The sequence below is a fragment of the Sulfolobus sp. E5-1-F genome (genome assembly GCF_009601705.1).
Taxonomy (GTDB): domain Archaea; phylum Thermoproteota; class Thermoprotei_A; order Sulfolobales; family Sulfolobaceae; genus Saccharolobus.
The window spans coordinates 638158-662658 of sequence record NZ_CP045687.1; the positions used below are offsets into that span (position 1 = coordinate 638158).

General features: G+C 36.1%; 24 protein-coding genes and 2 pseudogenes. 21 read left to right on the top strand and 5 right to left on the bottom strand.

The genetic code is table 11. The features are described 5' to 3' along the window. Nucleotides 1-97: 97 nt before the first annotated feature. The 3 genes from GFS03_RS03450 (at nucleotide 98) to GFS03_RS03460 (ending at nucleotide 2499) form a co-directional block, all read left to right on the top strand. The gene (locus GFS03_RS03450; RefSeq protein WP_153422531.1) at nucleotides 98-520 is read left to right on the top strand and encodes a hypothetical protein; all 423 of its coding nucleotides are present in this window, start codon (nucleotides 98-100) and stop codon (nucleotides 518-520) included. A 91-nt stretch (nucleotides 521-611) separates the two neighbouring features. Beyond that, on the top strand, nucleotides 612-1031 hold the full coding sequence (locus tag GFS03_RS03455) for an STK_08120 family protein (RefSeq protein WP_153422532.1): 420 nt from the start codon (nucleotides 612-614) through the stop codon (nucleotides 1029-1031). Between the two features lie 112 nt (nucleotides 1032-1143). Further along, complete coding sequence (locus GFS03_RS03460) at nucleotides 1144-2499, top strand: FAD-binding oxidoreductase (protein ID WP_153422533.1); 1356 nt, start codon at nucleotides 1144-1146, stop codon at nucleotides 2497-2499. A 132-nt stretch (nucleotides 2500-2631) separates the two neighbouring features. Here GFS03_RS03460 and GFS03_RS03465 read toward each other — a convergent pair whose 3' ends face one another. After that, nucleotides 2632-3837, bottom strand: a complete 1206-nt coding sequence (locus tag GFS03_RS03465; RefSeq protein ID WP_153422534.1) for an RNA-guided endonuclease InsQ/TnpB family protein — start codon at nucleotides 3835-3837, stop codon at nucleotides 2632-2634. Then, nucleotides 3812-4196 (bottom strand): annotated as a pseudogene (gene tnpA, locus GFS03_RS03470) (IS200/IS605 family transposase). Before tnpA ends, GFS03_RS03465 begins: the two are co-directional and overlap by 26 nt. Nucleotides 4197-4730: 534 nt before the next feature. Here tnpA and GFS03_RS03475 point away from each other — a divergent pair. Continuing rightward, nucleotides 4731-5633, top strand: coding sequence for an isocitrate lyase/PEP mutase family protein (locus tag GFS03_RS03475; protein ID WP_202980437.1), 903 nt, complete (start codon nucleotides 4731-4733; stop codon nucleotides 5631-5633). 66 nt (nucleotides 5634-5699) lie between these two features. Continuing rightward, the gene (locus GFS03_RS03480; RefSeq protein WP_153422535.1) at nucleotides 5700-7223 is read left to right on the top strand and encodes a CoA-acylating methylmalonate-semialdehyde dehydrogenase; all 1524 of its coding nucleotides are present in this window, start codon (nucleotides 5700-5702) and stop codon (nucleotides 7221-7223) included. A 9-nt stretch (nucleotides 7224-7232) separates the two neighbouring features. On the opposite strand, the gene GFS03_RS03485 is transcribed toward GFS03_RS03480, so the two are convergent. Then, complete coding sequence (locus GFS03_RS03485) at nucleotides 7233-7919, bottom strand: helix-turn-helix domain-containing protein (RefSeq protein WP_153422536.1); 687 nt, start codon at nucleotides 7917-7919, stop codon at nucleotides 7233-7235. Nucleotides 7920-8145: 226 nt separating this feature from the next. Between GFS03_RS03485 and GFS03_RS03490 the strand changes: the two genes are divergently transcribed. From GFS03_RS03490 to GFS03_RS03500, 3 genes are all read left to right on the top strand, one after another. After that, nucleotides 8146-9231, top strand: a complete 1086-nt coding sequence (locus tag GFS03_RS03490) for a zinc-dependent alcohol dehydrogenase family protein (protein WP_153422537.1) — start codon at nucleotides 8146-8148, stop codon at nucleotides 9229-9231. A 72-nt stretch (nucleotides 9232-9303) separates the two neighbouring features. After that, nucleotides 9304-10107 (top strand): acetoacetate decarboxylase family protein, encoded by an 804-nt coding sequence (locus GFS03_RS03495; protein WP_153422538.1) that lies wholly within the window; start codon nucleotides 9304-9306, stop codon nucleotides 10105-10107. An 89-nt stretch (nucleotides 10108-10196) separates the two neighbouring features. After that, nucleotides 10197-11009, top strand: coding sequence for an acetoacetate decarboxylase family protein (locus GFS03_RS03500; protein ID WP_153422539.1), 813 nt, complete (start codon nucleotides 10197-10199; stop codon nucleotides 11007-11009). Between the two features lie 69 nt (nucleotides 11010-11078). Here GFS03_RS03500 and GFS03_RS03505 read toward each other — a convergent pair whose 3' ends face one another. Then, the gene (locus GFS03_RS03505; protein WP_153422540.1) at nucleotides 11079-12086 is read right to left on the bottom strand and encodes a VOC family protein; all 1008 of its coding nucleotides are present in this window, start codon (nucleotides 12084-12086) and stop codon (nucleotides 11079-11081) included. Nucleotides 12087-12190: 104 nt separating this feature from the next. Between GFS03_RS03505 and GFS03_RS03510 the strand changes: the two genes are divergently transcribed. The 13 genes and pseudogenes from GFS03_RS03510 (at nucleotide 12191) to GFS03_RS03570 (ending at nucleotide 23155) form a co-directional block, all read left to right on the top strand. Then, nucleotides 12191-12610: a GlcG/HbpS family heme-binding protein gene (locus GFS03_RS03510; RefSeq protein ID WP_153422541.1), complete on the top strand. Its 420-nt coding sequence runs from the start codon at nucleotides 12191-12193 to the stop codon at nucleotides 12608-12610. Between the two features lie 402 nt (nucleotides 12611-13012). Then, nucleotides 13013-14227 (top strand): NAD(P)/FAD-dependent oxidoreductase, encoded by a 1215-nt coding sequence (locus GFS03_RS03515; protein ID WP_153424536.1) that lies wholly within the window; start codon nucleotides 13013-13015, stop codon nucleotides 14225-14227. Between the two features lie 72 nt (nucleotides 14228-14299). Continuing rightward, on the top strand, nucleotides 14300-15106 hold the full coding sequence (locus GFS03_RS03520; protein ID WP_153422542.1) for a toluene hydroxylase: 807 nt from the start codon (nucleotides 14300-14302) through the stop codon (nucleotides 15104-15106). Between the two features lie 123 nt (nucleotides 15107-15229). Beyond that, nucleotides 15230-16168, top strand: a complete 939-nt coding sequence (locus GFS03_RS03525; RefSeq protein ID WP_181443775.1) for a YHS domain-containing protein — start codon at nucleotides 15230-15232, stop codon at nucleotides 16166-16168. 4 nt (nucleotides 16169-16172) lie between these two features. Further along, complete coding sequence (locus tag GFS03_RS03530; RefSeq protein WP_153422544.1) at nucleotides 16173-16607, top strand: hypothetical protein; 435 nt, start codon at nucleotides 16173-16175, stop codon at nucleotides 16605-16607. Nucleotides 16608-16611: 4 nt separating this feature from the next. Continuing rightward, nucleotides 16612-17016 carry a Rieske 2Fe-2S domain-containing protein gene (locus GFS03_RS03535; protein WP_153422545.1) on the top strand — a complete coding sequence of 135 codons (405 nt, stop codon included), beginning with the start codon at nucleotides 16612-16614 and terminating at the stop codon, nucleotides 17014-17016. After that, a complete protein-coding gene (locus tag GFS03_RS03540) occupies nucleotides 16994-17341 on the top strand; it encodes an MmoB/DmpM family protein (RefSeq protein ID WP_153422546.1) in 348 nt (115 codons plus the stop codon). The genes GFS03_RS03535 and GFS03_RS03540 overlap by 23 nt, the downstream gene beginning before the upstream one ends. An 11-nt stretch (nucleotides 17342-17352) precedes the next feature. Further along, nucleotides 17353-18483, top strand: coding sequence for a toluene monooxygenase (locus tag GFS03_RS03545; RefSeq protein WP_153422547.1), 1131 nt, complete (start codon nucleotides 17353-17355; stop codon nucleotides 18481-18483). Further along, nucleotides 18480-18959, top strand: coding sequence for a metal-sulfur cluster assembly factor (locus GFS03_RS03550; RefSeq protein WP_153422548.1), 480 nt, complete (start codon nucleotides 18480-18482; stop codon nucleotides 18957-18959). Before GFS03_RS03545 ends, GFS03_RS03550 begins: the two co-directional genes overlap by 4 nt. Nucleotides 18960-19056: 97 nt before the next feature. Continuing rightward, nucleotides 19057-20709 carry a thiamine pyrophosphate-binding protein gene (locus GFS03_RS03555; RefSeq protein WP_153422549.1) on the top strand — a complete coding sequence of 551 codons (1653 nt, stop codon included), beginning with the start codon at nucleotides 19057-19059 and terminating at the stop codon, nucleotides 20707-20709. A 185-nt stretch (nucleotides 20710-20894) separates the two neighbouring features. Next, the gene (locus GFS03_RS03560; RefSeq protein ID WP_238699168.1) at nucleotides 20895-21965 is read left to right on the top strand and encodes a GH12 family glycosyl hydrolase domain-containing protein; all 1071 of its coding nucleotides are present in this window, start codon (nucleotides 20895-20897) and stop codon (nucleotides 21963-21965) included. Between the two features lie 107 nt (nucleotides 21966-22072). Then, nucleotides 22073-22755: pseudogene (locus GFS03_RS03565) on the top strand (IS6 family transposase). 94 nt (nucleotides 22756-22849) lie between these two features. Beyond that, nucleotides 22850-23155 (top strand): hypothetical protein, encoded by a 306-nt coding sequence (locus tag GFS03_RS03570; protein WP_238699169.1) that lies wholly within the window; start codon nucleotides 22850-22852, stop codon nucleotides 23153-23155. Nucleotides 23156-23412: 257 nt separating this feature from the next. On the opposite strand, the gene GFS03_RS03575 is transcribed toward GFS03_RS03570, so the two are convergent. Continuing rightward, nucleotides 23413-24291, bottom strand: a complete 879-nt coding sequence (locus GFS03_RS03575) for a pirin family protein (RefSeq protein WP_153422550.1) — start codon at nucleotides 24289-24291, stop codon at nucleotides 23413-23415. Nucleotides 24292-24501 lie beyond the last annotated feature (210 nt).

Below are 24501 nucleotides of genomic sequence, written 5' to 3' on the forward strand. Positions count from 1 at the left end.
ATATTTATTTTTTGCACTCCTCATATTAACCATTAATTCCCCTTTCGTTGTGAGAATGAAAGAGTTTAAATTGGTATGCGAGGAGAAAGTTTAATTGATGCCATCGTTTGGCATTATAACAGATATTGTAATTGAGGAGCTTAAGGAAGAACTAAGGAAAAAGTTAGGAAAAGAAATTCCCAGTGTAACAGTTGAGTTTGTTAACTACCTCCCTCCTCAAGTATTAGCATATGTGAGAGCCAACGATTACACAATATACGTCAACTACGAACAGTATATGAGAGCCAAGAGAATGGGATATGAATACGAGTATCTATATGTCATACTACTGCACGAATATCTACATATCATTGGAATTGCAGATGAGAGGGAGGTGAGAAGGATAGATTTAGAAATTGTGAGAGATAAGTTTGGCGAAAATAGTACAGCATATAAGATAGCGTTAAATCTAGCAGACCCTAGAGACGTATATTTAAATGAGTCTCAAAGGTTAGGTGGGAAGCCAAACACATTTATGTGATGGAAAAGTAAGCGTCTTTCTTTATTTTGTATTGCCCTTTATCTAAATTGTGAGACAAAATACTTATATAGAATAGATATAATTCACTTTTGTGGAAGAGAAAATAGAACTATATGGTAATGATTACGATGAGAAGCTTTCTATAATATTTGCTGATCCAAAATTTTTACTGCCAAACTTGGTTGGAGCTTTGAATATTGAAGTTAAAGGAAGCGATTTCTCTGCTGAAATTCCTCTATCGACACTACTTGGCAAGGCTACAATAGTAATATACGGTAAAATTTTTATATCGCCCAATTCTGTAGCATATGTAATTAACGTAGCAGGGTATGGACCAGATAAAGGAGGAAAAATAAAAATCCAGCTAGAGAAAGGTAAAGTAGTCATGGATATTGAGTTTAATATTCCGCTTGGTTTTTTAAATACTAGACTTATCAGGTCTAGAATAAACGATTTCAAGAATAAGGCAAGTGAGTTAATAAGGCTTGAAAGAATAAAGAGGAAAATCTAACTTTTCCATAAAAACTTTTTAATTTTTCTCCTGTTATTTGAAAACTATATAAGGGATAAAGGACTCCATTGACCCTAAAATCCTTTTATTAACTTACATATAACTATTTATTATGGACTTCAACGAATTAAGTGATATTGAGCAAAAAGTAGAGGAGAGGGAGGATTTTTCAGGAGCGAAGGTAAGACCATTAACTGTGTTTTTCCCTAAGGATGAGGATGAAGTTGTTAGGATCGTTAAATTTGCCAAGAAAAATAGATTACCCATAATACCTTGGGGTCAAGGAACGAGTTTAACTGGAGCAGTTTCGTGTGATAAAAACTGTATACTAGTAGACCTATCAAAAATGAATAAAATTTTGGAGATAAACGATATTGATTGGTATGTAAGAGTTCAACCTGGGATAAAATTAATAGATCTCTTTGAGGAACTAGAGAAAAAAGGTTTTATGTTACCTCCAGATCCAGCAAGTTTCTTCCTATGTTCAGTTGGTGGTGCAGTGGCTGAATCCTCCGGAGGAATGAGGGGTGTAAGACATGGTTCATTTAGAGAGTGGGTATTATCTTTACGTGTAGTATTGCCAAATGGTGAGGTAATTAAGGTTGGAGAACCGTTAAGGAAGAATAGGGCTGGATATGATTTAGTTCATTTATTCGTGGGAAGTGAGGGAACTTTAGGAATTATAACGGAAATCTGGTTAAGAATAATACCAATTCCAAAGAGAAAGATGGTTATGATATCTGCAATGCTAAAGGATTTTGAATCTGCTGGAGAAGTGATAGTAGGCTTAAGGAAGAGTAAGATACTGCCGGAATTGTCAGAGTACATTGATGCTGATGTAGTTAAAGCGTTAAACAAACACTTGAACGCCAACCTTAAAGAAACAGAGGGAGGGATGCTGTTGATATCCATAGAGGAAGATAGTGTTAATGATGTATTGAAGGTTCTGGAAGGGAAAGCGGTAGATGTTAAGATTGCGGAAGGAGAAGAGGCGGAGAAATTGTATTCATTGAGATCCCAAGCTGCAATAGCAGTAAAAGCTGAATCAAACAAGGTATTTTACGCTGAGGATATAGTTGTACCAGTTTCTAAACTACCAGAGGCTATAAGAAGACTTAGAGAAATAGGTGAGAAATACAATACTAAATTCTACGTAATATCACACATAGGTGACGGTAATCTTCATCCAAACATAATTATTGAAGATGAGGTAGCAAGGGAAAAGGCATTTGAGGAGATAGCTAGAATGGCAATAGAACTTGGAGGTTCTGTTAGTGGGGAACATGGTATAGGCGTGCAGAAGGCTAAATTAATGGCTGAACAAATAGTCAAACACAATGGTATTAGGGTGTTAGACTTAATGTATCGTATAAAGAAGCTAATAGATCCAGATGATATAATGAATCCAAATAAGTATGTGGAGTTAGCCTATAACTACTTAGCCTCTAATAGTCTTAAAGTAGATTGATATAATGACCTCATTAGCTTGTTTTTTAAATCTCTCGTAAGATGGGATTTTATTGAATTTTCATATATCCACTCCTTAAACCTTGGGCATTCAAGTGAACTACTCCGCCCTTGCGGACGGAGCATCCCCACCTCACGATGAGGATTTCCTGCTTCTTCCGGGAAACTTGCTATACACTCCCTCTGAGAAGGGAATGTATAGTAGAGGTTTCCCGTCCACAGGCACTAAGGGCAGTCCCGACCCCGCACAAAGAATATTTAGAGAAGCATTATAATCACGATCTGCCACCCAACCACAGTTGGGGCAAACAAATGTTCTGTCAGCAAGAGTAAGGTCGTTTCTCACATAACCACATCTCGCACACATCCTTGACGTGTTTCTTGGGTCTACCTTCACCACCCTCCTACCAGCTCTTTCAGCCTTGTAGGAGAGGTGATGAAGGAAGAGGGAGAAGTTTGAGTGAAGAATATGCTTCCTAAGGGTCTTGCTTTTTGGTCTCTCTACCATTTGTTTGGTTTCCAGATCTTCAACGTAAATCTCGTCATATTGTTCCACTAGCCATGTGGTTATCTTGTGTATGTAATCGTTCATAACGTTCTTGGCGTGTTCGTGAAGTTTTGCGAGCTTAACCCTAGTCTTTTCATAGTTCTTAGAACCTTTCTTTTTCCTAGATAATATTCGTTGGACAAGACGTATTTTCTTCTCGATCTTGTCGAACACTTTTGGATTTTCTATAACAATACCATCTGATGTTGTAACTAGTTTCTCAACACCAACGTCAACACCTACTCTCCTACCGTTACTTGGTAATGGTTTCTTTTCAACCTCAATCTGGAATATGGCATACCAGCCTGTAGCATTTTTCACTATAAGCACTCCCTTTACTCTCCCTTCTAAGGGTCTGTGAAAGAATACCTTTACGAAACCTATCTTTGAGAGAATTAGCTTATCTCCCTCAACCTTGAAACCAGATTGATTATAGTTTATGAACTTGAGGATCTTCTTATATCTAAGCCTACCAACTTTCTTTCCTTTCTTCTTGAGTTCGTGAAGTGCTCTAATATTATACCATAATACATTGTTTACCATTTGGAGGGCCTTTGAGTATACCAGTTCCTTTCCCTCAACTTTCAAGTCCTTGATCATTGCTTGGGTGTCACTTGGGGTTATCTTCTTTCCCTCTCTTCTCGCTTTCGTAATAACGTCTAACAACGTGTTGTAAACTTTTGCTTCAATTTGCATTACTCTGAGGAGTTTTTCCTCTACTTCTCTCGACGGGTAAATCTTGTACTTGAAGGATAGTTGTACTACGTTATTTTTTCCCTTGGCTCTCCACATAGTTCTCCTCTAACGTAACTTGTCCGCTAGTTGCCAAGAAGTAGGATGGGGACCATAGATGCCCCTTCCATAACTTGTGGAAATTTTCTCTGTATCTCCCTTGAGGTTATTGTCTTTATCGTATTTATGTACCTTGGTATGTTAAGGGTTGGTTTAGCCTTGAATAACATGTGGAAGTGATCCTTGTCAACGCTAATGTCTATAACTTCGAATGTTTTGCTTATTTCAAGAATTGTTTCTTTCAAGAAATTTATGATCTCCTCATTGTCGAACACTTTCCTGCGGTACTTCACTACCTGAACATAGTGGTAGTAAAGCACGTAAACTGAATGTGCATTTCTGTTCAATCTTTTCCGCATAGTTACATGTATTTTTCAAAAACTATAAAAATCTTTCTATAAGGGGGCTATCCCTCACGGAAGGGGACTTTCGCCCCCTTAACCCCCATAAAGTTAAAAATACTCCATTTACCTAGGTTACTGAATTTGATAAATACTCTAAAAAGTTCTTAATTGTAGCCTGTCGTATATATTGCTAAGAGTCCTAATTCTTCTTATGGAGAATAACTGTTGATAAACGGAAAGCTACGTTTGAATCTCCTTCCTAGCTTAAATGTTTAACCCATAAATATGATTTTAATATTATAAATAGTTAATAAAAATCTCTGAATATTATTTGTGTAAACTTTAATTATCGCTAAGAATTTATAGAAGATAGATTTTTTAGCACTCTTAACTATCTCAAGGACATTTTAACTACGTGAATTTTATTACAGTATATCTTATAAAGATTATTGGAATCATTTTCATAGAGAGTAAAAGAAACAAGAATCGGTTATTTTGCAACAAATTGATGATAAATCATAAATATATTATATAATATTATCTACTATTGTGAATAGACTGATCAGACAGAAAATAAATGGGCCTAGGAGATTAAGGGAACTCATGAATTCAAAGGACCTCATATTAGCTCCTGGAGCTTACGACGCATTAAGTGCGAGATTAATAGAACTGACTGGGTTTGATGTAGTATATATGACCGGATTTGGAACTGCAGCGAGTATGCTAGGATACCCAGATGTAGGATTGATTACCATGCATGAAATGGTAGATAATGCGAAAAGAATCGTTGATGCCGTTAATATTCCAGTTATTGCTGACGCTGATACCGGTTATGGAAATCCGATTAATGTAATTAGGACGGTCCAAGAATATGAAAGAGTGGGAGTAGCAGGTATACACATTGAGGATCAGGTATTCCCTAAGAAGTGTGGGCATATTACTGGGAAACAAGTAATTCCCCTAGAAGAGATGGTAGAGAAAGTAAGTGCAGCTAAGGATGCTAAACTATCTAAAGATTTCGTATTAATAGCGAGGACAGATGCCATAGCGGTGGAAGGATTAGATTCCGCATTAGAAAGGGCAAAGGAGTATTATAGAGCTGGTGCTGATGTGATTTTTGTAGAAGCTCCGGAAAGTAGAGAGCAGATAGAAATTATATCTAAAGAATTAAAGGGTATTCCATTATTATTCAATTGGGCCGAAGGAGGTAGAACTCCGCCAGTTACTCTAGAGGTCTTGAGGAAACTGGGTTACAAAATAGTCATCTTCCCCATCTCTACGTTACTAGCAGCTACTAAAGCTATTAAGGAAGTTTTAGAGGAAATAAATAAGGATGGGACTCCAATTAACGTAATGAACAGACTATATCCATTCAAGGATTTCTTGGATTTCATTGGTTTACCAGAAGTTCAAGAGCTTGAAAGGAAATACATAACAAAGTCAAGGACTTAGAATTAGCTTTTATTTTTGCTTAAAAAGATGATAGTAGGCATAATCTTTTCATGACTTGTTTGAAACATGTTTGAAAGAGATATATTAACGACTCATCGCTTTAAATTACCTATGGGTAGGGTATTAGAAGAGGTCAAGAAGTATTATGGGAGACTGAAGCTATACATAAACGGTGAGCTTATAGATTCTAAAACTAATACAGTAGGTAATGCATATAATCCAGCTAAAGATGATGTTATCGCTGAAGTCCCATTCTCAACTAAGGATGAAGTTAAAGAGGCTGTACAATCAGCACAAGATGCATTTCAGAAGTGGAGAGAAGTTCCGATAACGACTAGAATACAATACCTCTTCGCACTTAAGAGTAAGTTAGAGGATTATTCAGAAACAATATCTAAGATAATTGTTCAAAACCACGGAAAGACTATCCAAGAGGCTAGAGGAGATATGAGGAGAACTATAGAAAACGTTGAGGCTGCAATTGCTGTTGCTTACACTTTATATAAGGGTGAACATCTAGACCAAGTATCTCAGGAGGTTGATGAGACCGTTATTAGAGAGCCTTTAGGAGTTTTTGGAATTATAACTCCATTTAATTTCCCAACAATGGTTCCTTTTTGGTTCTTACCATTTGCAATAGTTTTAGGCAATACGGTAGTCGTTAAGCCTTCTGAGATAACTCCAGTACCAATGGATTTTATTACTAGAATTTTTGATGAAATCAAATTGCCTAGAGGCGTTGTAAACGTTGTTCACGGTGCTAAGGATGTAGTTGACGAGTTTCTTACCAATAAATTAATTCAAGGTGTAACTTTTGTAGGTTCGACTAGAGTGGGAAAGTACATTTATGAGAATGCTGGGAAGAACGGTAAGAAGGCCATTGTTCAAGCTGGAGCTAAGAACTTTGTTGTAGTAATGCCAGATGCTGATTTAAATAAGGCAATACCCTCTATTGTCTCAGCGTTCTTCGGTAACGCTGGGCAAAGATGTTTAGCTGCTGCTAATTTAGTAGCAGTAGGTAATATTTACGATGAGGTTAAGAGAAAGTTCATAGAGGCTTCAAAACAATTAAAGATAGGTTACGGTCTAGATGAAAGTGTAGATATGGGTCCAGTAGTTACAAAAGATGCTAAAAAGAGGATAATAGGATACATAGAGAAAGGTATAGAAGAAGGCGCTAAACTGTTGTTGGATGGAAGAGATGTTAAAGTACCTGAATACCCCAATGGGTATTTTCTGGGTCCAACAATATTTGACGAGGTGACACCTGAGATGACGATAGCAAAGGAGGAGATATTTGGACCAGTAGCATCAATAATTCACGTAAGAAGTTTAGATGAGGCAATAGATATTATAAACCGGAGCAATTACGGTAATGCATCATCAATATTTACTACAAGTGGTTATTATGCTAGAAAGTTTAGGCGTGAAGTCAATGCCGGAAACATAGGTATTAATATAGGAGTTGCTGCTCCAATGGCGTTCTTCCCATTTGGAGGTAGGAAAGAATCCTTCTTTGGAGTGTTGCATGGGCAAATAGATAGCGTAGACTTCTTCACAGATAAGAAGGTAGTAATAACCAGATGGTAAAATTAATTTTTAACTATCCTTTTTCTCCCCTTCTTGCTGCAAGCCACTATTAACTACATTGTAGAATTTTAGATCATTAATATATCGTTTAATTATTCTCGATTCAGCCGATCTTAAATGATAGGTGAATGTAGATTTACTTATATTTATCAATTTAGATATTTTATCAGACTTAATTCTTCTAGGAAAATCAAAATATCCATTTTTATAAGCCAAAATTAAAGTTCTGAGCTCATATGGAGTAAGTTCATCATCTGTAATATTTAACTCTTGAAAGCTAATAAACTCCACATTGCCTTTTGACCTAAGCTTCTCCCTCAATTCATTTATGTAACTTTCATATAATAAAACTCGCCAATATTCCTTTCCATCATATTTAAATCCATCTAAGATTATACCATCTACGGAGCTTATATTATCCATTACACTATATTTATATCTCTTTCTGAAATCAAACAGTATTTTCTTGTTGTCAGATGTGAGATTAATTGATGAGTATCCTATGAAACTATTATTTCTCTTTATCTTATTTATTAAATCCTTATATTTTTTATCAATCACGATTAGGGACCTAATAAAGTCCCTCTCAGTATCCACAGAGAATCTCATAGTTTTCACAACGTATTTACCAACTAAATTAGTCCAACAATTTTCATGTTCCACAGAGAACGTAATTTCCAATAGTCTATCACTCATGTCAATTCTATCTCTGAATTAAAATTTATAAACTTTATGACAATTCTCCTCATCTTAAATCACGGAATCAAACAAAATTGTTCATAGTAAATTAAGTCGCTATCTAAAAACATTAATCCTAACTCGTTGAGATTTCAATAATTAATTTATTAACCTAGTTTACTTTATTGACTATATCAAACATGTTAGAGAAATCCATTTTAATAGTATGATAAAATATTTATTGATGAAGGCGGCTAGGTTAGTAGAGTTTCAAAAGCCTCTGAAAGTAGAGGATCTAGATGTTCCTAAAGTGGGAAAAGGAGACGTACTTCTGAAAGTGATAAGCTGTGGGATTTGCAGATCAGATTGGCATTTGTGGCGTGGAGATCCTGCTTTGGTAGCATACATGCAGTGGAGTGGTGGTAAGTTACCAATAACTCAAGGTCATGAGGTTTATGGAGAAGTTGTAGAGGTTGGAGAGAGTGTGAGTAGATTAAAAAAAGGAGATAGGGTAGTCATGCCCGCATCATCTACTGGAGATAATAGGACATGTAAGTACTGCATGGAAGGAAATTCAAACGTTTGCGAACACTTAGTAATAGCTGGCTACGGAATCGATGGATGTTTTGCAGAATATATGTTAGTTCCAGAAAGATCTGTAGTTGACTTAGTTAAAGTACCAGACGGGATAAAGGCAGAATGGGCTGCACTGACTTCATGCGGTTTTGCAACTTCATGGAACGCGTTTACAGTGAAGTCTAATTTAAAGCCCGGGGAGACGGTAGTCATAATCGGAGCCGGAGGAATGGGATTAAGCGGTATATCAATAGCTAACGCTCTTGGAGCTAAAGTGATAGCTGTAGATATTAATGAGCGATCTTTAGAGAAAGCAAAGATGTTAGGGAGTATTGAGACTTATAGATACTCTGGCAAATCCGAGGAATTGAATAAGATAGCTGAGGATATTATGAAGAAGTACGGTTCAGTAGATGTAGTATATGATACTACCGGAATTCCAGAAGCAATTACTCCATTTTTGTCTCTTATTAGACCACAAGGGACATTACTACTAGCTGGATTAATGATGAAAGGAAAAGAAGTTTTCCCATTGCCGGCGGATTTAGTAGTTGCGAGAGAAATCAGAATACAAGGTGTATTGATGTTACCAGCTCAGAAATTCGACGCAATATTTAATTTAATGAAAGAAGGGAGGATTAACCTAGATCCAGTTATATACAAGACTATAAGTGTGGATGAGATCAATGACGCCTACAAGGAAATGAGCGAGTACAAAAATGCAGGGAGAATTATAATTAATAAGTTTAGCTGAACTTTTTCACCTCTTTCTCGTTATAAAACTTGTTTCATAAAGGTTTATTATGGTAGGGCAAGAATAAATCCTATGGAAGATGTACGTGAGTCGTATTATAATACGTTCAGTTTGCCAATAACTAAGTCTGGTAAGTCACAAATCGTTCCACCTCCGCCATGGATATATGCAATAGAAATGATAGGGGTAAAAGCATATTTCGATCCCAATAAAGTTCTTGATGTAATCCCTCCTCCATTAGAAGTAGAGGACGGAGAAGGGTTTGTATATGTTGCTAAGATCTGGACGGTAAGTGGAAATATATGGGAGATGTTGTACGAAGATCCTGAAGAGACTAAGTATATGGAGGCTGCAATAGCCTTTAAGGTCAGATATAATGGTAAAATTTACACATATTTTCCATTTATGTGGGTTGATAAAGATCTACCGATGATTCGTGGATGGCTGTTGGGCTATCCTAAAAAATTAGCTCACATATCAATTTCGGAATTTCATAAACTTCTAGATGGTTATAATGGTCCTAACAGTGGCGTAAAGATGGGAGGGTATGCTTTAAGGAATGGTAAGGAGATAATAAGAATGAAAATAACGCTAAAAGAAAAAGTATCACAACCTCCAATACCCTTTGGTCCTATAGTACAATTTAGGAGATTCCCAGCTGTCCAAGATGGTACAGATGTTTATGAATTAGGACAAGTAATCTCTTCAGATTTTAGAGTCGGCGAAGTATGGAGAGGTGAAGGAGAGTTGATATTAAATGGCTCAGTAAATGAGGAATTGGAAACTTTGAAGATAAACAAGATTGAGAGAGGATATTACTTCAATTGGTCATTTAAGCAATTAGGCACAAAAATCCTTGCTAAAAATATTGGATAATTGCTCAAAGCTGTATTTTTAAGTGAAATACGAAAATATTAAACATGTTTAATGGAATGCTTATTTAATGGGTTAGATTAATACCTTTCATGGCAAAAAATAACTCCGATTTCACGTTACCCCCAACAAAAAATGGTAAATCCCAAATTGTATTCCCACCACCATGGTACTATGGGGTTACCTACATTGGGGCTCATGTAAAGTTCTCTAAGGAATCTGCAGAAAAACTCCTCCCAAGTTTTCTATCGACTGACGGCGAAGGTTGGGTTTATATAGCTGAATTTATTTCTACCTCAGAAGACAATTGGGAATACATGTATCAAGATCCAGATTTAGTACAGTACATGGAGGGAGCTATTGGGTTAAAGGTCAGCTTTAAGGGAGCTAATTACTTATATTTTCCATTTATGTGGGTAGATAAGGATTGGGCATTAGTAAGAGGTTGGTTAGATGGTTATCCAAAGAAAATAGCAAAGATAGCAATGACCAAATTACATCCCTTACTTCCAAAGTACAATAAACCAGAAGGTGGACTAAAGTTAGGAGGATACGTAGTAAGGGGAGGAGGTGTAATGTTTAGAATGCAAGTAGAATTAGAAGAGAGAACAGACTCTCTGCCTCTTAAGAGCTTCGGACCATTCTTAAATATAAGGAGGTTCCCGAGTAGGGGTGAGGACGAAGTTGACCTTTACGAAATAGTAAGTAGAGTTAGGGATGAGAGCAAATACGGAGAAATATGGAAGGGAAAAGCTAATGTAGAGCTAGGCGGATACGTTAATGATGAAGTTAACTTGCTCGAAATCGAGAAAACGATTGGAGGTTATTATTATACGCTATATTTCAAAGTAACTACTACTCAACTAATAAGTAAGAAAATTGAAGAAACAATCTCACTAAAATAAATAAACTAAAGTAAATAAAAGATATATAATTTTTAATAAAAATAATTTTAAAAATATAATAATCTTTACTTAGATTTTTGCACCCAATTTCTGCCTAACTATCTCTTTTAACTCGTCACTAACTTTATTTGCAGGTATAGGGCTACCATGCCAGAACGCTTCTTTAACATGTCCCCAATAATATAACCATCTGTTTTCATCCTCCTTAGTATCCCACACTACGGGCTCCCAATCTGGTACAACATTAAGATAGCCACCATGTAATAATTCAATTACGTTTCCGCCCGGCTCCTTTACATAGAGAGAGTGGCTATCAGTTATACCATGCCTTAAAGGACCTCCTACAATTTCCAATCCGTAATCAGTGTAAAAATCCGCAGCTCTAAGTATGTCGTCTGCATAATCCACATTAAATGTAACATGGTTTAATCTTGCTGGAACTCCAGAAGGATCTAGACCAACCGCTAAGTCATGTGCTGTTCCATTAACTGCCATCCAATATGCAACCTTTTTATCACCTTCCTTCAATATTTCATTTACTTTAAATGTAAGCTTCTTTAATAATTCTACAGTCTTAGAAAGAGCTTCGTCACTATAAGCGAAAATAAATATGTGAGACAAATCCTTAGCCTGAACTCCTTTTGTAGGTTTTTTCATAGGCCTAGCTTTATAGCCAGATCTAAGTTCACCTGACTCTCGCCATACTTTCATTTCCCATACGAGCTTACCAATTTGACCACTGGGTAAGACAAATTTGTAACCTTTCCCTATTCCCATATCTGGCTCTCCTTGATCCCATCCCAATCCTAATCCATTAGAGTTTACTATATTTATAGCATCAATTAGATCTTTTTCACTATAAGTCCTCCATACGATCTCCCTAACTCCAGCGGTATCAGATTCAGTAACCTTCAAACTATACGTGTACCAATCTTGCCATCCTCTTAAGTACACTGACCTATCTTTCCTTCCTACTTCGTGCAATCCCAAAATGTCCTTGAAAAACCATAATGTATCATTGATTTTAGGCGTTAGAATTTCTACGCTAGCTAGCTGAGAAAGTAACTTATTTACCATTTTTCACATTCACCTTATGTTCCTTCTTTTTCTGCGATATTAAAAAATCTACTCAAACAAGTTTTATGTAAAGCTTAATTCAATACTATACTTAAATATTACTCATGAATTTGCTAAATAAGTTAGGTATATCGGACGAATTGGCAGATATATTGATAAGTGAGGCAGTAAAGAAGGCTAAAGAGTTAGGAGTAAACGTTTCAATAGCAATAGTAGATGAAGGAGGAGAGTTGAAAGCTTTTAAGAGGATGGACGGTGCACCAATCTTAACCATACAAATAGCCATAGATAAAGCGTGGACTGCTGTAAGTTTTGGTATACCAACACATGAGTGGTATAATATGCTTAAAGATAATCCCCCACTGGCGATGGGATTTCCTAAAATACCTAGGTTAATAATCTTTGGTGGAGGATTTCCTATAATCTATAAAGGGCAAGTAATAGGAGGAATAGGAGTATCTGGTGGGTCTGCTGAACAAGATATGGAAATTGCCAGGAGCGCACTTAAAAAAGTAGAGTCATAATTTTGTTAAATATTACTCAAACTATTCAGCAAAGATATAAAAATGAATAAGGATGGTTTAAACTTCATCTTCAATTTTTTAAATAATTGTGGGCTTCTAAGAGTGTCAACAACAATTTTGTTAATTTAGTATAAATCATCTTAAGAAGTATTCATTTATTTTCAATTCAATGTGTGCTTTAGATTTTGATAAGGAGAAGATAGAGCAATTTTTAATCTTTTTCCAAAAGTTTTACTACACAACTAAAGTATTTGACGAGAGAGTTGTCAGAGGAATTTAAACTAAGTTTCAAATGGATGAAATTATTACTTATACTTACTTTTAAGTTCAAAATCTCAACACATCAAACTTGTTAGACCAAGCTTAATATTACTTTCGACTTTGGTTGAATCTAGATGGAAGATGAAATGTGAGTACTTGATAATTGGGAGTGGGATCGCGGGATACAACGCATTAAAGGAACTACTCCAAATAAAACCGGACTCAAAGATAATCATGGTAACATCAGACAGATACTACCCATACGATAGACCACCACTATCAAAGGATTATCTTAAAGGAAAATTGGAAAAAGATATGTTGTTTTTTGAGTCTGATGATTTTTATAAGAGGGATAATTTGGAGGTGATATTGGGTAAGAGTGTTGAAAGGATTGATGTTAACTCAAAGGAGGCAATATTAAATGATGGTAGTGTAATATCGTTTGTTAAGGCATTAATAACTACTGGTGGTAGGCCGAGAAGGCTTAACATTCCGGGAAGTGATAACGCGTTGTATTTGAGAACGTTAGATGACGCTGATAAGATAAGGGAATCTGCGAGTAAGAGTAGGAGTGCTTTGATAATTGGTGCTGGTTTCATAGGTGTTGAAGTTGCCTCTAGTCTAACTACACTTGGCGTAAAGACTACAGTCGTGGAAGTAATGCCATACATATGGAACACGTTCGTGGATGAGAAAGTATCAAGGGTTATACAAAAATACTTGGAGAGTAAGGGAATAAACTTCATATTAAACGATTCAGTGAGGGAGATTCAAGGGAAGAACGCTATAACATCAAGTGGTAAAAAAATTGAGGCGGATATGCTCTTGATCGCGGTGGGAATTTCACCAAACGTTGAACTGGCACAAAGGAGTGGTATACAAGTCGATAATGGTATAGTCGTAAACGAGTACTTGGAAACTAGCGCTAAGGACATTTACGCAGCTGGGGACGTTGCGAACATATTCGATCCAAGGGAGGGTAGGAGGAAGAGGATAGAGCATTGGAATAATGCTGAGTATACTGGAAAGTTGGCAGCTAGAAATATGGCTGGAAGTAAGGAGGCTTACAATTTCATATCGTCAATATGGTCAGACATATTCGATTTACATATAGAATCAGCTGGAGAGACGAGAAATTACGATGAGTACGTAATAAGAGGAAAGTTTGAGTCGCAAAAACCAAGATTCAGTGTAATATACTTAAAAGGAGGTACTATAAAGGGTTACCTAACAATAAATAGGAACGTTAAAGAAATAGTAGCCCTTAATAAATTAATACAAAAGCAAATAGAGATCTCAAGCAAAAAAGACAAGTTGGTAGATGAAAGTTTTGATCTTCAGAGGTTATTAGTATAAGTTGGATAAAGTTACTTCTTTTTTCGAACATGTTTAAGAAGTATTTTTAAATGCAATGATGCACAGTTACTTATGAAACCAGTTCCTGCAGAACCTAGACTACCATCAAGAGACGAGTATTATGATTTAGCGAACAGGTTAGAGTGGACACCAAAATACGTAGAAGAAGAAGAGTTATTTCCAGTAGATATGAGTGGAGTACCGAATTTACCAATAGACGTATGGGTCGAACTATATGATGCCCCATACAAGGTGACATATAGAGAGTATGTAAAGAATCAAAAGGAGAAGGATCAAAGACTTTTCTCTGTGAGAGAGGCTGGATTAAGGGCAGAGTTAGTAAAGAAATTAGATAAGACTTACCATCAAGGCTCCTTCTGTTTCCACATTACTGCAGTTCCTATACCAGAATATACTGCGGCTATAGCCGAAGCAAGAATGGCAAGATTTGGGAAAGCTGGTGAATGGAGGAACTTGTCCACATTCGGTTCTATGGATGAGGTAAGGCACGCACAAGTACAAATCTTACTGTCTCATGATAATATACAAACTAATCCTAAGTTCGCTTTTGCGCATAAGATGTTCTGGGTTGACGGGTGGTTACCAATAGCAGCTAGGTCGTTCTTTGATGATACTATAACTGGTACAAATGCAATAGAATTTGCTTTATTAACGACCTTTGCATTTGAGACTGGATTTACTAATTTACAATTTGTAGCATATGCTGCTATGGCAAATAAAACTAATGACTTCGTGTTCTCCTCAGCAACTCAAAGTATACAGACTGATGAGGCTAGGCATGCGCAAATAGGGCACCCAGTTCTAAAGACTTTTGTTGATATAACAAAATTAAATGAAGAAATGGAAAAGAAAATTTAATTTTTTTGTTAAAATTTTTTATTTATACTTTATTCTTTTTAGTAAGGATACAAAATCTATAAGCTGATAAATGCATCTATCAAACTTGTTAGAACAATTCTTAAAAAGTATAAAAAGGATTAAATGATGATGAGTAGGGAAGGAAGTTTAGGCCAAACTAAAGGAGAAGTTAAGCAAGCCTTATCAAACATTTCAGAGGGGCTAATGAAAAATTATAGAAATACTGTTGAATTTGCTGCTAGAATGAGAGAAAAAGGCCCAGCATATAAGGAAGCAGGGGAATATTTAGTAGCGAAAGGATTCTGGCTAGCATATAGGTTAATAGGAGCTTTAACTGGAGTTTCGATGGATTACCTCACTCCACTAGACGCTAGAATAATGTCGTTCAAGGAATTTATGACAGAATGGGTAGGTGCACAATTAAAGAGATTACTAGAAGATTATGGGGTAAAATTACCTTGGTATTGGAAATGGTTTGAGTTAGAGTTAGACTATTGGCATCATGACTTTATTATAGGACTATACACGTGGAGAAGGACCTTAAATATTGCGTTTAGAGGACCAACACCGGATGAAAGAAAATGGTTAAATGAGAAATATCCAACCTGGGAGAAGTTTTTCGGAAGGGTTTGGGACTTATACATAAAGAAGATAATTGATGGGCAAATACCATTACCATTAACAGCAGTACATCTATGTTCAGTTTGTCAAGTACCAATACAAGCTCCAACCATTGGAAAGTACTTGAGAATCTACTTAAAAGAGTATAAGGGAAAGATATATACATTTGATAGCCCAGCTTGCTTATGGATTTTTGAACAAGAACCGGAAAGATATGCTGGAAGAAGGACCTACACGCAGAGAGTACTTGAGGGAATGATACAGTTTACTGAAGAGGCATACAAGGATCCAAAAAGATTACTGGATGAGGTAATATGGAATATGGGACAGACAGAGGAAGGTGAAGCTGGGCTTGATCCTACCGATGGTGCATATGCACTATTGTACAAAGAGAAAGATCCAGATTTCTTTAATAGGATAAAGAAGTATACGGAGGGGTAAGAAAATGAGTATGGAAGCAGTACCAATTATATTTGTCCCGGAAGAGGGCACGGTGTGGTTACCCGCTGTACTTCCAACAAACATTACAGTAAAAGAGGCTGTTGAAATGTTAAGGAGCCTAACAGTAAACGTGTTAGTGTGGGAAAAGAAGGGAAAAGAATTAAGGTTAGTAAATTACTTTAATGGTAATATCTTAGATCTTAATGCCAAAGTTGGAGATGTGATAAAGCCATATGATGTCTTCTGGTTAGTTTGGTGGCCTCCTAAAGAAGAGTTCTGGAAGCCAGAGAATCAGAACGATGAAATTTTTAGGATTATAAAGGAGACTGAAGAGGCAATAAAGTCAGCCCCGAGATCTCCTTCAGTACTATTTGAAGATGAGATTGAAAAATATAGTATCATTAGAAGATTGGAAAGGGAGGGTAAATTGAGAGCGTGAAATTATGAGTTATCCAGGAGAATTCCGTAAATTACTAACACTAGACGACATTTATGAAGGAGAGGCTAAGCTAGTAGAGGTTAATAGATATGAAATTCTAGTAGTAAATATAAAGGGAGAAATTAAGGCATATTATGCGAGATGTGCCCATGCATTAGGTTTAATAGAGCCAAACTCTTTCGATGGTGAGGAGAAAATAATATGCCCAGTACATCTATGGGAGTATAACGCGAGGACGGGTGAAAGTATAAACCCAGTTGGTAGTTCCCTCTTTCCATTAGATGTGAGAGTTGAAGGTAATGATATTTTTGTTAAAGTTCCATCTGTTCCCATATCCGAATTCAAGGTTAAATGGTTTGGTATGTATAGGCAAAGGGGTGTGATAAATGAGTTTGGAGTTAACTCTTGAAGCAATCTTAGATAAATATCAAATAAAAGATTTAAGTAAATTACCGCAGAATATGGTAGGCCCTGTGTTGATGAAAGACGAATTCAGCTATGGTGTAGTTGAGGCTTTAGCGCTTGATAATCCAAATACTTTTAAAGGTGTTGTTGATAGGGGTTCGTATATAAGAATAGTAGGTGAAAGGGAACTTATTTTAAACAAGAGTACGCTAGAGGAAGTGCTGGGTAGAGAGGTTAGATTTCCTGGAGAGGTTGAGGTAAGGATGAGTGCGTTTGCAGGAAAGATAACTGTTAGAGGGGATTACATAAAATGGTATTTAGAGTTGTGAGGTGAAAAGTTATGACTAGATTAGAGGATTTGGAATGGTATAAAAGGTATAAACAAATGTTCGGGGCATTTAAGAGTGGTCCGGAAGGGGATCCATTTTTCAGAGATTACGAGTATAGAGGATACAAGAAGGTTTGGTCAACGTGGCCGATGCTGGAAAGAAAGCTAGGAAGGAAAAAGCCCTCAGAATATCAAATAGTTACATATGCATTATCGTACTGGGCTGATCCAAGATCCCCTACTTACATCTACGATAAAGGGCCATTTGAACTAGGGACAGATCACATAACCCAAAAATGGTATAAACACTTTAGAGACAACTCTCCATTCATTAAACCATTATTCGAGAGAAGTGAATGGCACGATTACGAAGATCCATACAAGCTGACATATTGGACATATAACTCAATGGCGGATGATAATGAAACCTATTTAGATAAGATATATGAGGAGATTGTAAGTACTAAATACGACTGGAACCTAAGTGAGGAAGTCCTAGAATTGTATAAGAATGTCTATGATCCATTAAGGTATGTATTCCATATTATACAAATGGAATCAATGTATCTAGGAAGCATGGCTCCTACGAGTTCTATAGCTAACGTTTTCATTTTCATGGGAATGGACCACATGAGGAGAGTCCAAAGAATTTCGCAAAGAGTAAAGATGCTCGATATCGTATATCCAAGCTTAGGATTCGGAAAGGAAACAAGAAAAACATTTGAGGAGAGTCCAATATTTCAGCCGGCAAGAGAAGTATTGGAGAAAATGTTAGCTACATATGATGTAGGAGAAGGCTTAGTAGCGTTTAACTTAGCAGTCAAATTCGTATTAGATGAACTAATACTCCAACATCTAACTCAACAATTCAGTAAAATGGGTGATGAGATGATAAGACACATTCATATGTCGTTCTATAATGATACGTTAAGGCATAGACATCAAGCTCAAGAACTGTTCAAATACGCATTCAGTAAGGAACCAAGCTTAAAGGACGTTATCAAACCTTGGTTGAAAGATTGGCAAGAGAAGGCATTTATGGCTACGGAGGGATTTAGAGATGTGTTCAAAGGAGAATATGACAATGTTATAAAACAAATCAAGAAGGCTCATAGTGAATATCTTGGAGGAATAGGATTATGAAGGATAGAATTGTGGAAATTCTAAGACAAATTTACGATCCAGAGATTCCAATAAATATATATGACTTAGGGTTAGTAAGAGAGATAAAAATTGAAGGTAAAAAAATTTTTGTTAGACTAATTTTCACTGCAAACAAGGGATGTACGTTAGCTGATCTTGTAGCGGTACAGGTTAAGTATAAACTAATGAAAGTATTTCCAGACTATAACGTGGAGGTAAAGAGTGATTTCAACGAAGAATGGAATATAGGGTATGCGACAGATTCAGGAAGGCTAATGTTAGAGGAAATATATGGGAAGGATGCAGTGGAATTATTAGTTAATAAGGCAAAAATAGAAGAGTTAGTGTCGGTCAATAAAGTCAGATTGGAGAATTTCGATCCACGTGAGTATATGAGAAAAGCAGTGGATGAGAGATATAAAAAATTTAAGGAATGGTACGAAAAACATAAGATATTCACGTCTAATTCTATCTAAAATCGAACCTTTTTAACTTTAATCTCCTAATGAAATGTTCTTTGTATGGAGCGTTAAGTATTAAATATTTTTAAACGATTAGAACGATTTAATATTCATGAATGGTTCAAGTCTTCTCTTTTCCCTTTTAAAGGAGTATGATGTTAAGCATATATTTGGTTTACCGGGTGAATCATCAATATCATTATATGATCAACTTAAAGAAGGTGATATACAGCACATACTTACTAGAGATGAAAGGAATGCAGTATATATGGCCGATGCATACGCAAAGCTAACTTATAAACCTGGAGTGGTTGAAGGCCCAAGTGTAGGTTCAGTATATATGCTTCCTGGAGTTGCTGAAGCGTATAAGTCATCTACACCACTAATTATACTGACTACCGATACACCATTATATGGAGAGAAGGAGAATTATTTAACCGCATTAGATCAAACTTCTCTATTTAGACCAATAACTAAGGACACTATAACAGTATATAAAATTGAGGAATTACCTCACGCTATAAGAAGAGCATATAGATTAAGTACTAGCGGAAAACCTGGACCAGTCCACGTTAGAATACCCGGAGACGTTTTAGAAGGGACGTTAGAAGATAACGTTGAACTTAAAGCACAAAAGGAGTTCTCAAGATATCCGTCTCAAAGACCTTTAGCGGATCGTGAAATGATCAAGAAAGCTGTAGATTTGATTTTGAAGAGTGAAAGTCCAGTAATAATTTGCGGTCAAGGTACATTATATTCGATGGCGTGGGATGAGGTAATTGAATTCGCTGAGTTACTAGGAATTCCAGTAGGAACTACAATAACGGGAAAGGGTTGTATTCCAGAAACGCATCCATTATCAATAGGCGTAGTTGGCGGTAGAGGAGGTATGAGTTTTTCGAATAGTGTTGTAGAGAAATCAGATCTTGTAATTCTCATAGGGAGTAATACGGACTCAGCAAATACTTATAACTGGACAATACCATCAAGAGACAAAACCATAATTCACATTGACATAAGCGAGACAGAAGCAGGGAATAATTACGATAGTATAAACCTTATAGGCGATGCTAAAGCGACACTAAGGGAAATTATTAGTGAAATAAAGGGGAGTGAGAAAGGGATTAGCAAGAAAAACATTACTTTAGATAGAAGTGTATTCGAAGGTAGGCTTAGTGAGGAGAAAAGAGAAGTAGTAAACCCGTTACGTTTCATAAAGGAACTTTGGAATCTATCACCAGAAGACGCTATAATAATAGCAGATCCCGGCGTTGGAGCAATTTACGCTGCAGCCTTCTATAAGGCCAAGAGGGCTGGTAGGTATTTCATTTTTAACTATGGCTTAGGTGGTCTTGGCTACTCAATTCCAGCATCTGTAGGTGCTTATTTTGCAAAGCCTAACTCTTTAATTATTTCTCTATCTGGAGATGGGAGTTTCGGCTTTTCTGTTGGTGAGCTAGAAACTATAAGGAGAGTCAATGCTAACGTGGCTATAATTCTCTTTAATAATGGGGGTTACGGTTGGATAAGAGCTGAGATGAGGGCTAGGGGTAAGGACATTGTTGGAACTGATTTTTCAAGTCCAGATTACGTTAAGATTGCTGAAGGGTATGGATTATCTGCGTATAGGATAACCAATGATGACGAGATATCTGATACGTTAAAGAGGGCTATAAAGAATACTCCTTCTTTAGTTGAGGTTATTGTTGAGCCTGAGGATAAGTTTATCCCTCCAGTTATGCCTTGGAGTAAGAGATTTCTTTAAACTGCATAGTAAAATAAACCCTAAGAATCTTATAGTCGTATTTTCTTTAACAACTTTCATTTAAAAATTAGGGGAAAGTTCAATCTTATAGGCGATAAAGAGTTAGATACAGCTTTGAATCTTAAGATGTTTATTCTGACGATAGTTACTGATAGCTTTAAATATGTTCCTCAAGAAAATATATCATGGATAAAAAAACATTTGTTATACCTATAATGATAAGTATACTAATTATAATAGCTTCTTCGTTCATCTATTTTGAGAAAATTCCGCAAACTTCTACATCAGTTACCCAAAGTTTGACGTCTTCTACTTTGTGCTCATCTTCATTCTCTACTTCTCAAACTTCTACATTAATCTCTTCTTCTCCGCAAACTTCATCAACTTCTACTCAAAGCCCTTTAGTTAACCTATTTCCCACTTTAGCATCTGGGTTCACGTTGATTGGAAGCTACTTAAGTCAGAGCAGATATGGGATGGCCTTGCTAAATAGTAATGGAACTAGCTTATATGCTTCACCATTTTTATGGAATATTAAATCTGCTCAAGGCCAAGTTGCAATGACTTTCAATCCCTATCTCAACGTTCATGTTAACATGTCTAACATAAAGAAGATAACTCCATCCATATCTGTTGATGGATACCCAGGTTTAATGTATGGTCAAGAGTTATGGTTTCCATTTGCAGGGAAAACTAATGTAAGTCCTTATTTATCTCTTCCAATGATAGTCTCAAACTTGCCAAATTTCATGTCCATTCTCAATTTCACTGTGTATGATAACGTAGGAACTATTGATGATTTTTCATATGACATTTGGCTTTCTCAAAACCCGAATATAACATATTTACAGTATGGAGATTTCGAAGTGATGATATGGATGAATTGGCAAGAGAATATAACTAAGGGAGATCCTTACATAGTCAGTGTAGGCTCATTACAAATTCCTACATTAGTAAATGGTACAATAGAGAATTTGACGTGGTCAGTTTATGTTTTGCCTAGAACTGGATCAGCAAATGGTTGGACATCAATTTACTTCCTATCTCCCAGACATCTAGAAGGCCAAATAGGAATACCAATAGCGTATGTTTTGAAGAATATGGGATCCTATCTAGAAAAGGCTGGAGTTTCGATATATAACCCCAACACATATTATTTGGATGCGATACAAGTTGGAATGGAGTTTAATGATACTAATGGCGTCGCTAACCTAGGATATAATTTATATTCATGGTATATAATGATAAATACTTAATCTTCGTTATCTTAAAGGAGGATTCGATATATATTTTTGCTGAGTGTGGACAACAATTTAATTAATTTGTAATCAATTGTATAAGTTGCTTTTATTATAGAAGTAAATTGTTTTTATTTAGCGTAATACCTTTTTGGGTGAGCACGGGATTTTTATTGGTGAGAACATAATGAACAAGTGGAGTATTCCCGTCCTAATCCAGGTTATTTTAACGCTTAGAGCATATTAACCTTAAGCCTAGGTTTCACGTTAGGGAGGAGATAACATTAGGCTTAGCGAGTTATCTAGCTGGCTTATCCTCCTGGAGGACTACGTTACCACACTCCATCTTGCTCTACTATTATAAGAGGCTTGGTAGTGTTAAGTACGTCGTATCCTTGAAACGCTATTGACGAGGCTTTTGCGTTAGGGGTAATTATTATTACGTTTTGATTGTTAGGGATGTTGTGTTGAGGGGTGTTTTTCATATGTTGATTGCTAACGTGAGGAGATTACTAGTTAGGAGGGTTGATCGAGTGATTTACTTGCATGATGGTTTACCAGCTTATAGTGCCTTTGACTGGTTTAATGTTAAGCACAAGAGGGTTTGGTAGGAGGGATTACGCTGAACAAGGACATTGAAGCATAGGCTCTCCTCTATGAACTTATACTTCTCCTGGAATTTCAATAGGTTCACAAGTCGGCTCTCTACCTTCTTCCTAATCTACAACATTCTTTACACTCAAGTGTATTTAGTGGATAGGGAGTAGTAATTATAAATGTAAATATTTCAAATGCACGAAATTGTTGACCACGCTCAATAGTTAAAAACGTCTTATATTTTTAAGGCTTTGTGGAATTCGAGTAAACAATATTTTTAAGGCTTCGTGGAGTCTAAATACACAATGATTGAAGATTATAACCCTTGGTGGATATCAAAGGATAGGATTAACGACTTGGATATATATAGAAAATTCGAGGAATCAGATGTAAAGTGGATTCCAGATGTAATTGACAAAGTCTCTCTTTTTCCTTACTCTCTAAATTTCATTTTAGGTCCTAGACAAGTTGGAAAATCCACGGCACTTATACTTCTCGTTAAGAAATTGTTGGAGAAAGTTAATCCGGGAGTGTTCTCATGCAGTCATCTTATTCGATATATTATTGTAAAAATATATCAGATTAGAAATTTTTATAATTACTCATCTTGACTTTTAGGTAAACACGAAATTAGAACATACATAGTACTTTACGTAAATTTACCTCAAATCCCTTAAACCTTAAACACTAATATAGATTCTCTTCAAGAAGATTTAAGTAATCGTAAATACTTCAAGCGTGTGTAGTATAAATGCACCTTAAATCTTACACTTACATTAGAAAAAATTAAGCGTTATATATTATACGTCGTTTTTAGGAAACTATTATTAGAAAAATCATAAAATTAAATTACACACTACATATATTATTACTCAAATAGTACCTCTCTATGTCTTATGAAAGTACCCTTCCTTAAATCTTCAAATGCTTCAACTATTTGATCTTCAGTATTCATAACTATTGGTCCATACCAAGCTACTGGCTCATTTAGAGGCCTTCCGGATAATACAATAAAGCTAGCGTTTCCGCTAATTTTAATCTCATCTCCTTCTCTAGTGAAGATCACTAGATTTCCCTTTCCTATTTCTGGAGAATTAGGAGCGAACCTAGCACTACCATCAACCACATAGGCGAGTACAGTATATCCTTCTTTTACCTTTAATTTCATATCTCCATTTAATTTCACGTGAATGTATGATGGATCAACATCGCTCTTCACTTTAACTGGTCCCTCAATTCCAGCGAATTCTCCCGCAAGAACTGATACTTCTCCAAAGTCAAACTTCTCCTTAGGAACACTTTTTACATCCCTATATACGGGCTGTGTCATCTTTTTGTAAGATGGTAAGTTTATCCATAACTGTAATCCTCTTACTAGGAAGGGATCTTGATTGTACTTAGGGATTTCTATACCCTCTAAGGGCTTTGGCATTTCTTGGTGAAATATTCCACTCCCTGCTGTCATCCACTGAACTTGACCAGGATAAATTGTTCCCTTATTACCTAAACTATCCTGGTGTTCCACCTTTCCTTCAAATAGTAATGTCACTGTCTCAATTCCCCTATGCGGATGCCAAGGAAATCCATTAATATACTCCTCAACCTTATTTGAACCGAAGAAGTCCAGTAAAAGGAAGGGATCCGTTAAATCCACAGTATCTGGTCCACCAAACACTCTGTAAAGTTTAACCCCTGCACCATCCATCGTATTTCTTCCTTTAATTACACCATCTATTCCTCTTATCATAAATTATATTTTGTATGCCTTTAATAAAAACCTAATCCATCTTGCTTATGGTTATTTTATTAAGAGAATAAAAAGGTTAAGAATCTCTTATCAAGCTAAGTCGTTAGATAGAAAGTCGTAAGGTTTACGTTAGTTTATCATAAGCTCCTAGTAAGTTATAAAGGAATGTGTTTAGAAATGAAACATAGGGAGTAAATAAAAACAAAACAG

Coding starts and splice junctions, on each gene's coding strand:
- GFS03_RS03450 (WP_153422531.1), top strand. CDS start 98: ATGCCATCGTTTGGCATTATAACAGATATTGTAATTGAGGAGCTTAAG.
- GFS03_RS03460 (WP_153422533.1), top strand. CDS start 1,144: ATGGACTTCAACGAATTAAGTGATATTGAGCAAAAAGTAGAGGAGAGG.
- GFS03_RS03465 (WP_153422534.1), bottom strand. CDS start 3,837: ATGTGGAGAGCCAAGGGAAAAAATAACGTAGTACAACTATCCTTCAAG.
- GFS03_RS03480 (WP_153422535.1), top strand. CDS start 5,700: ATGTTTGAAAGAGATATATTAACGACTCATCGCTTTAAATTACCTATG.
- GFS03_RS03485 (WP_153422536.1), bottom strand. CDS start 7,919: ATGAGTGATAGACTATTGGAAATTACGTTCTCTGTGGAACATGAAAAT.
- GFS03_RS03490 (WP_153422537.1), top strand. CDS start 8,146: ATGAAGGCGGCTAGGTTAGTAGAGTTTCAAAAGCCTCTGAAAGTAGAG.
- GFS03_RS03495 (WP_153422538.1), top strand. CDS start 9,304: ATGGAAGATGTACGTGAGTCGTATTATAATACGTTCAGTTTGCCAATA.
- GFS03_RS03500 (WP_153422539.1), top strand. CDS start 10,197: ATGGCAAAAAATAACTCCGATTTCACGTTACCCCCAACAAAAAATGGT.
- GFS03_RS03505 (WP_153422540.1), bottom strand. CDS start 12,086: ATGGTAAATAAGTTACTTTCTCAGCTAGCTAGCGTAGAAATTCTAACG.
- GFS03_RS03510 (WP_153422541.1), top strand. CDS start 12,191: ATGAATTTGCTAAATAAGTTAGGTATATCGGACGAATTGGCAGATATA.
- GFS03_RS03515 (WP_153424536.1), top strand. CDS start 13,013: ATGAAATGTGAGTACTTGATAATTGGGAGTGGGATCGCGGGATACAAC.
- GFS03_RS03520 (WP_153422542.1), top strand. CDS start 14,300: ATGAAACCAGTTCCTGCAGAACCTAGACTACCATCAAGAGACGAGTAT.
- GFS03_RS03525 (WP_181443775.1), top strand. CDS start 15,230: ATGATGATGAGTAGGGAAGGAAGTTTAGGCCAAACTAAAGGAGAAGTT.
- GFS03_RS03530 (WP_153422544.1), top strand. CDS start 16,173: ATGAGTATGGAAGCAGTACCAATTATATTTGTCCCGGAAGAGGGCACG.
- GFS03_RS03535 (WP_153422545.1), top strand. CDS start 16,612: ATGAGTTATCCAGGAGAATTCCGTAAATTACTAACACTAGACGACATT.
- GFS03_RS03540 (WP_153422546.1), top strand. CDS start 16,994: ATGAGTTTGGAGTTAACTCTTGAAGCAATCTTAGATAAATATCAAATA.
- GFS03_RS03545 (WP_153422547.1), top strand. CDS start 17,353: ATGACTAGATTAGAGGATTTGGAATGGTATAAAAGGTATAAACAAATG.
- GFS03_RS03550 (WP_153422548.1), top strand. CDS start 18,480: ATGAAGGATAGAATTGTGGAAATTCTAAGACAAATTTACGATCCAGAG.
- GFS03_RS03555 (WP_153422549.1), top strand. CDS start 19,057: ATGAATGGTTCAAGTCTTCTCTTTTCCCTTTTAAAGGAGTATGATGTT.
- GFS03_RS03560 (WP_238699168.1), top strand. CDS start 20,895: ATGGATAAAAAAACATTTGTTATACCTATAATGATAAGTATACTAATT.
- GFS03_RS03570 (WP_238699169.1), top strand. CDS start 22,850: ATGATTGAAGATTATAACCCTTGGTGGATATCAAAGGATAGGATTAAC.
- GFS03_RS03575 (WP_153422550.1), bottom strand. CDS start 24,291: ATGATAAGAGGAATAGATGGTGTAATTAAAGGAAGAAATACGATGGAT.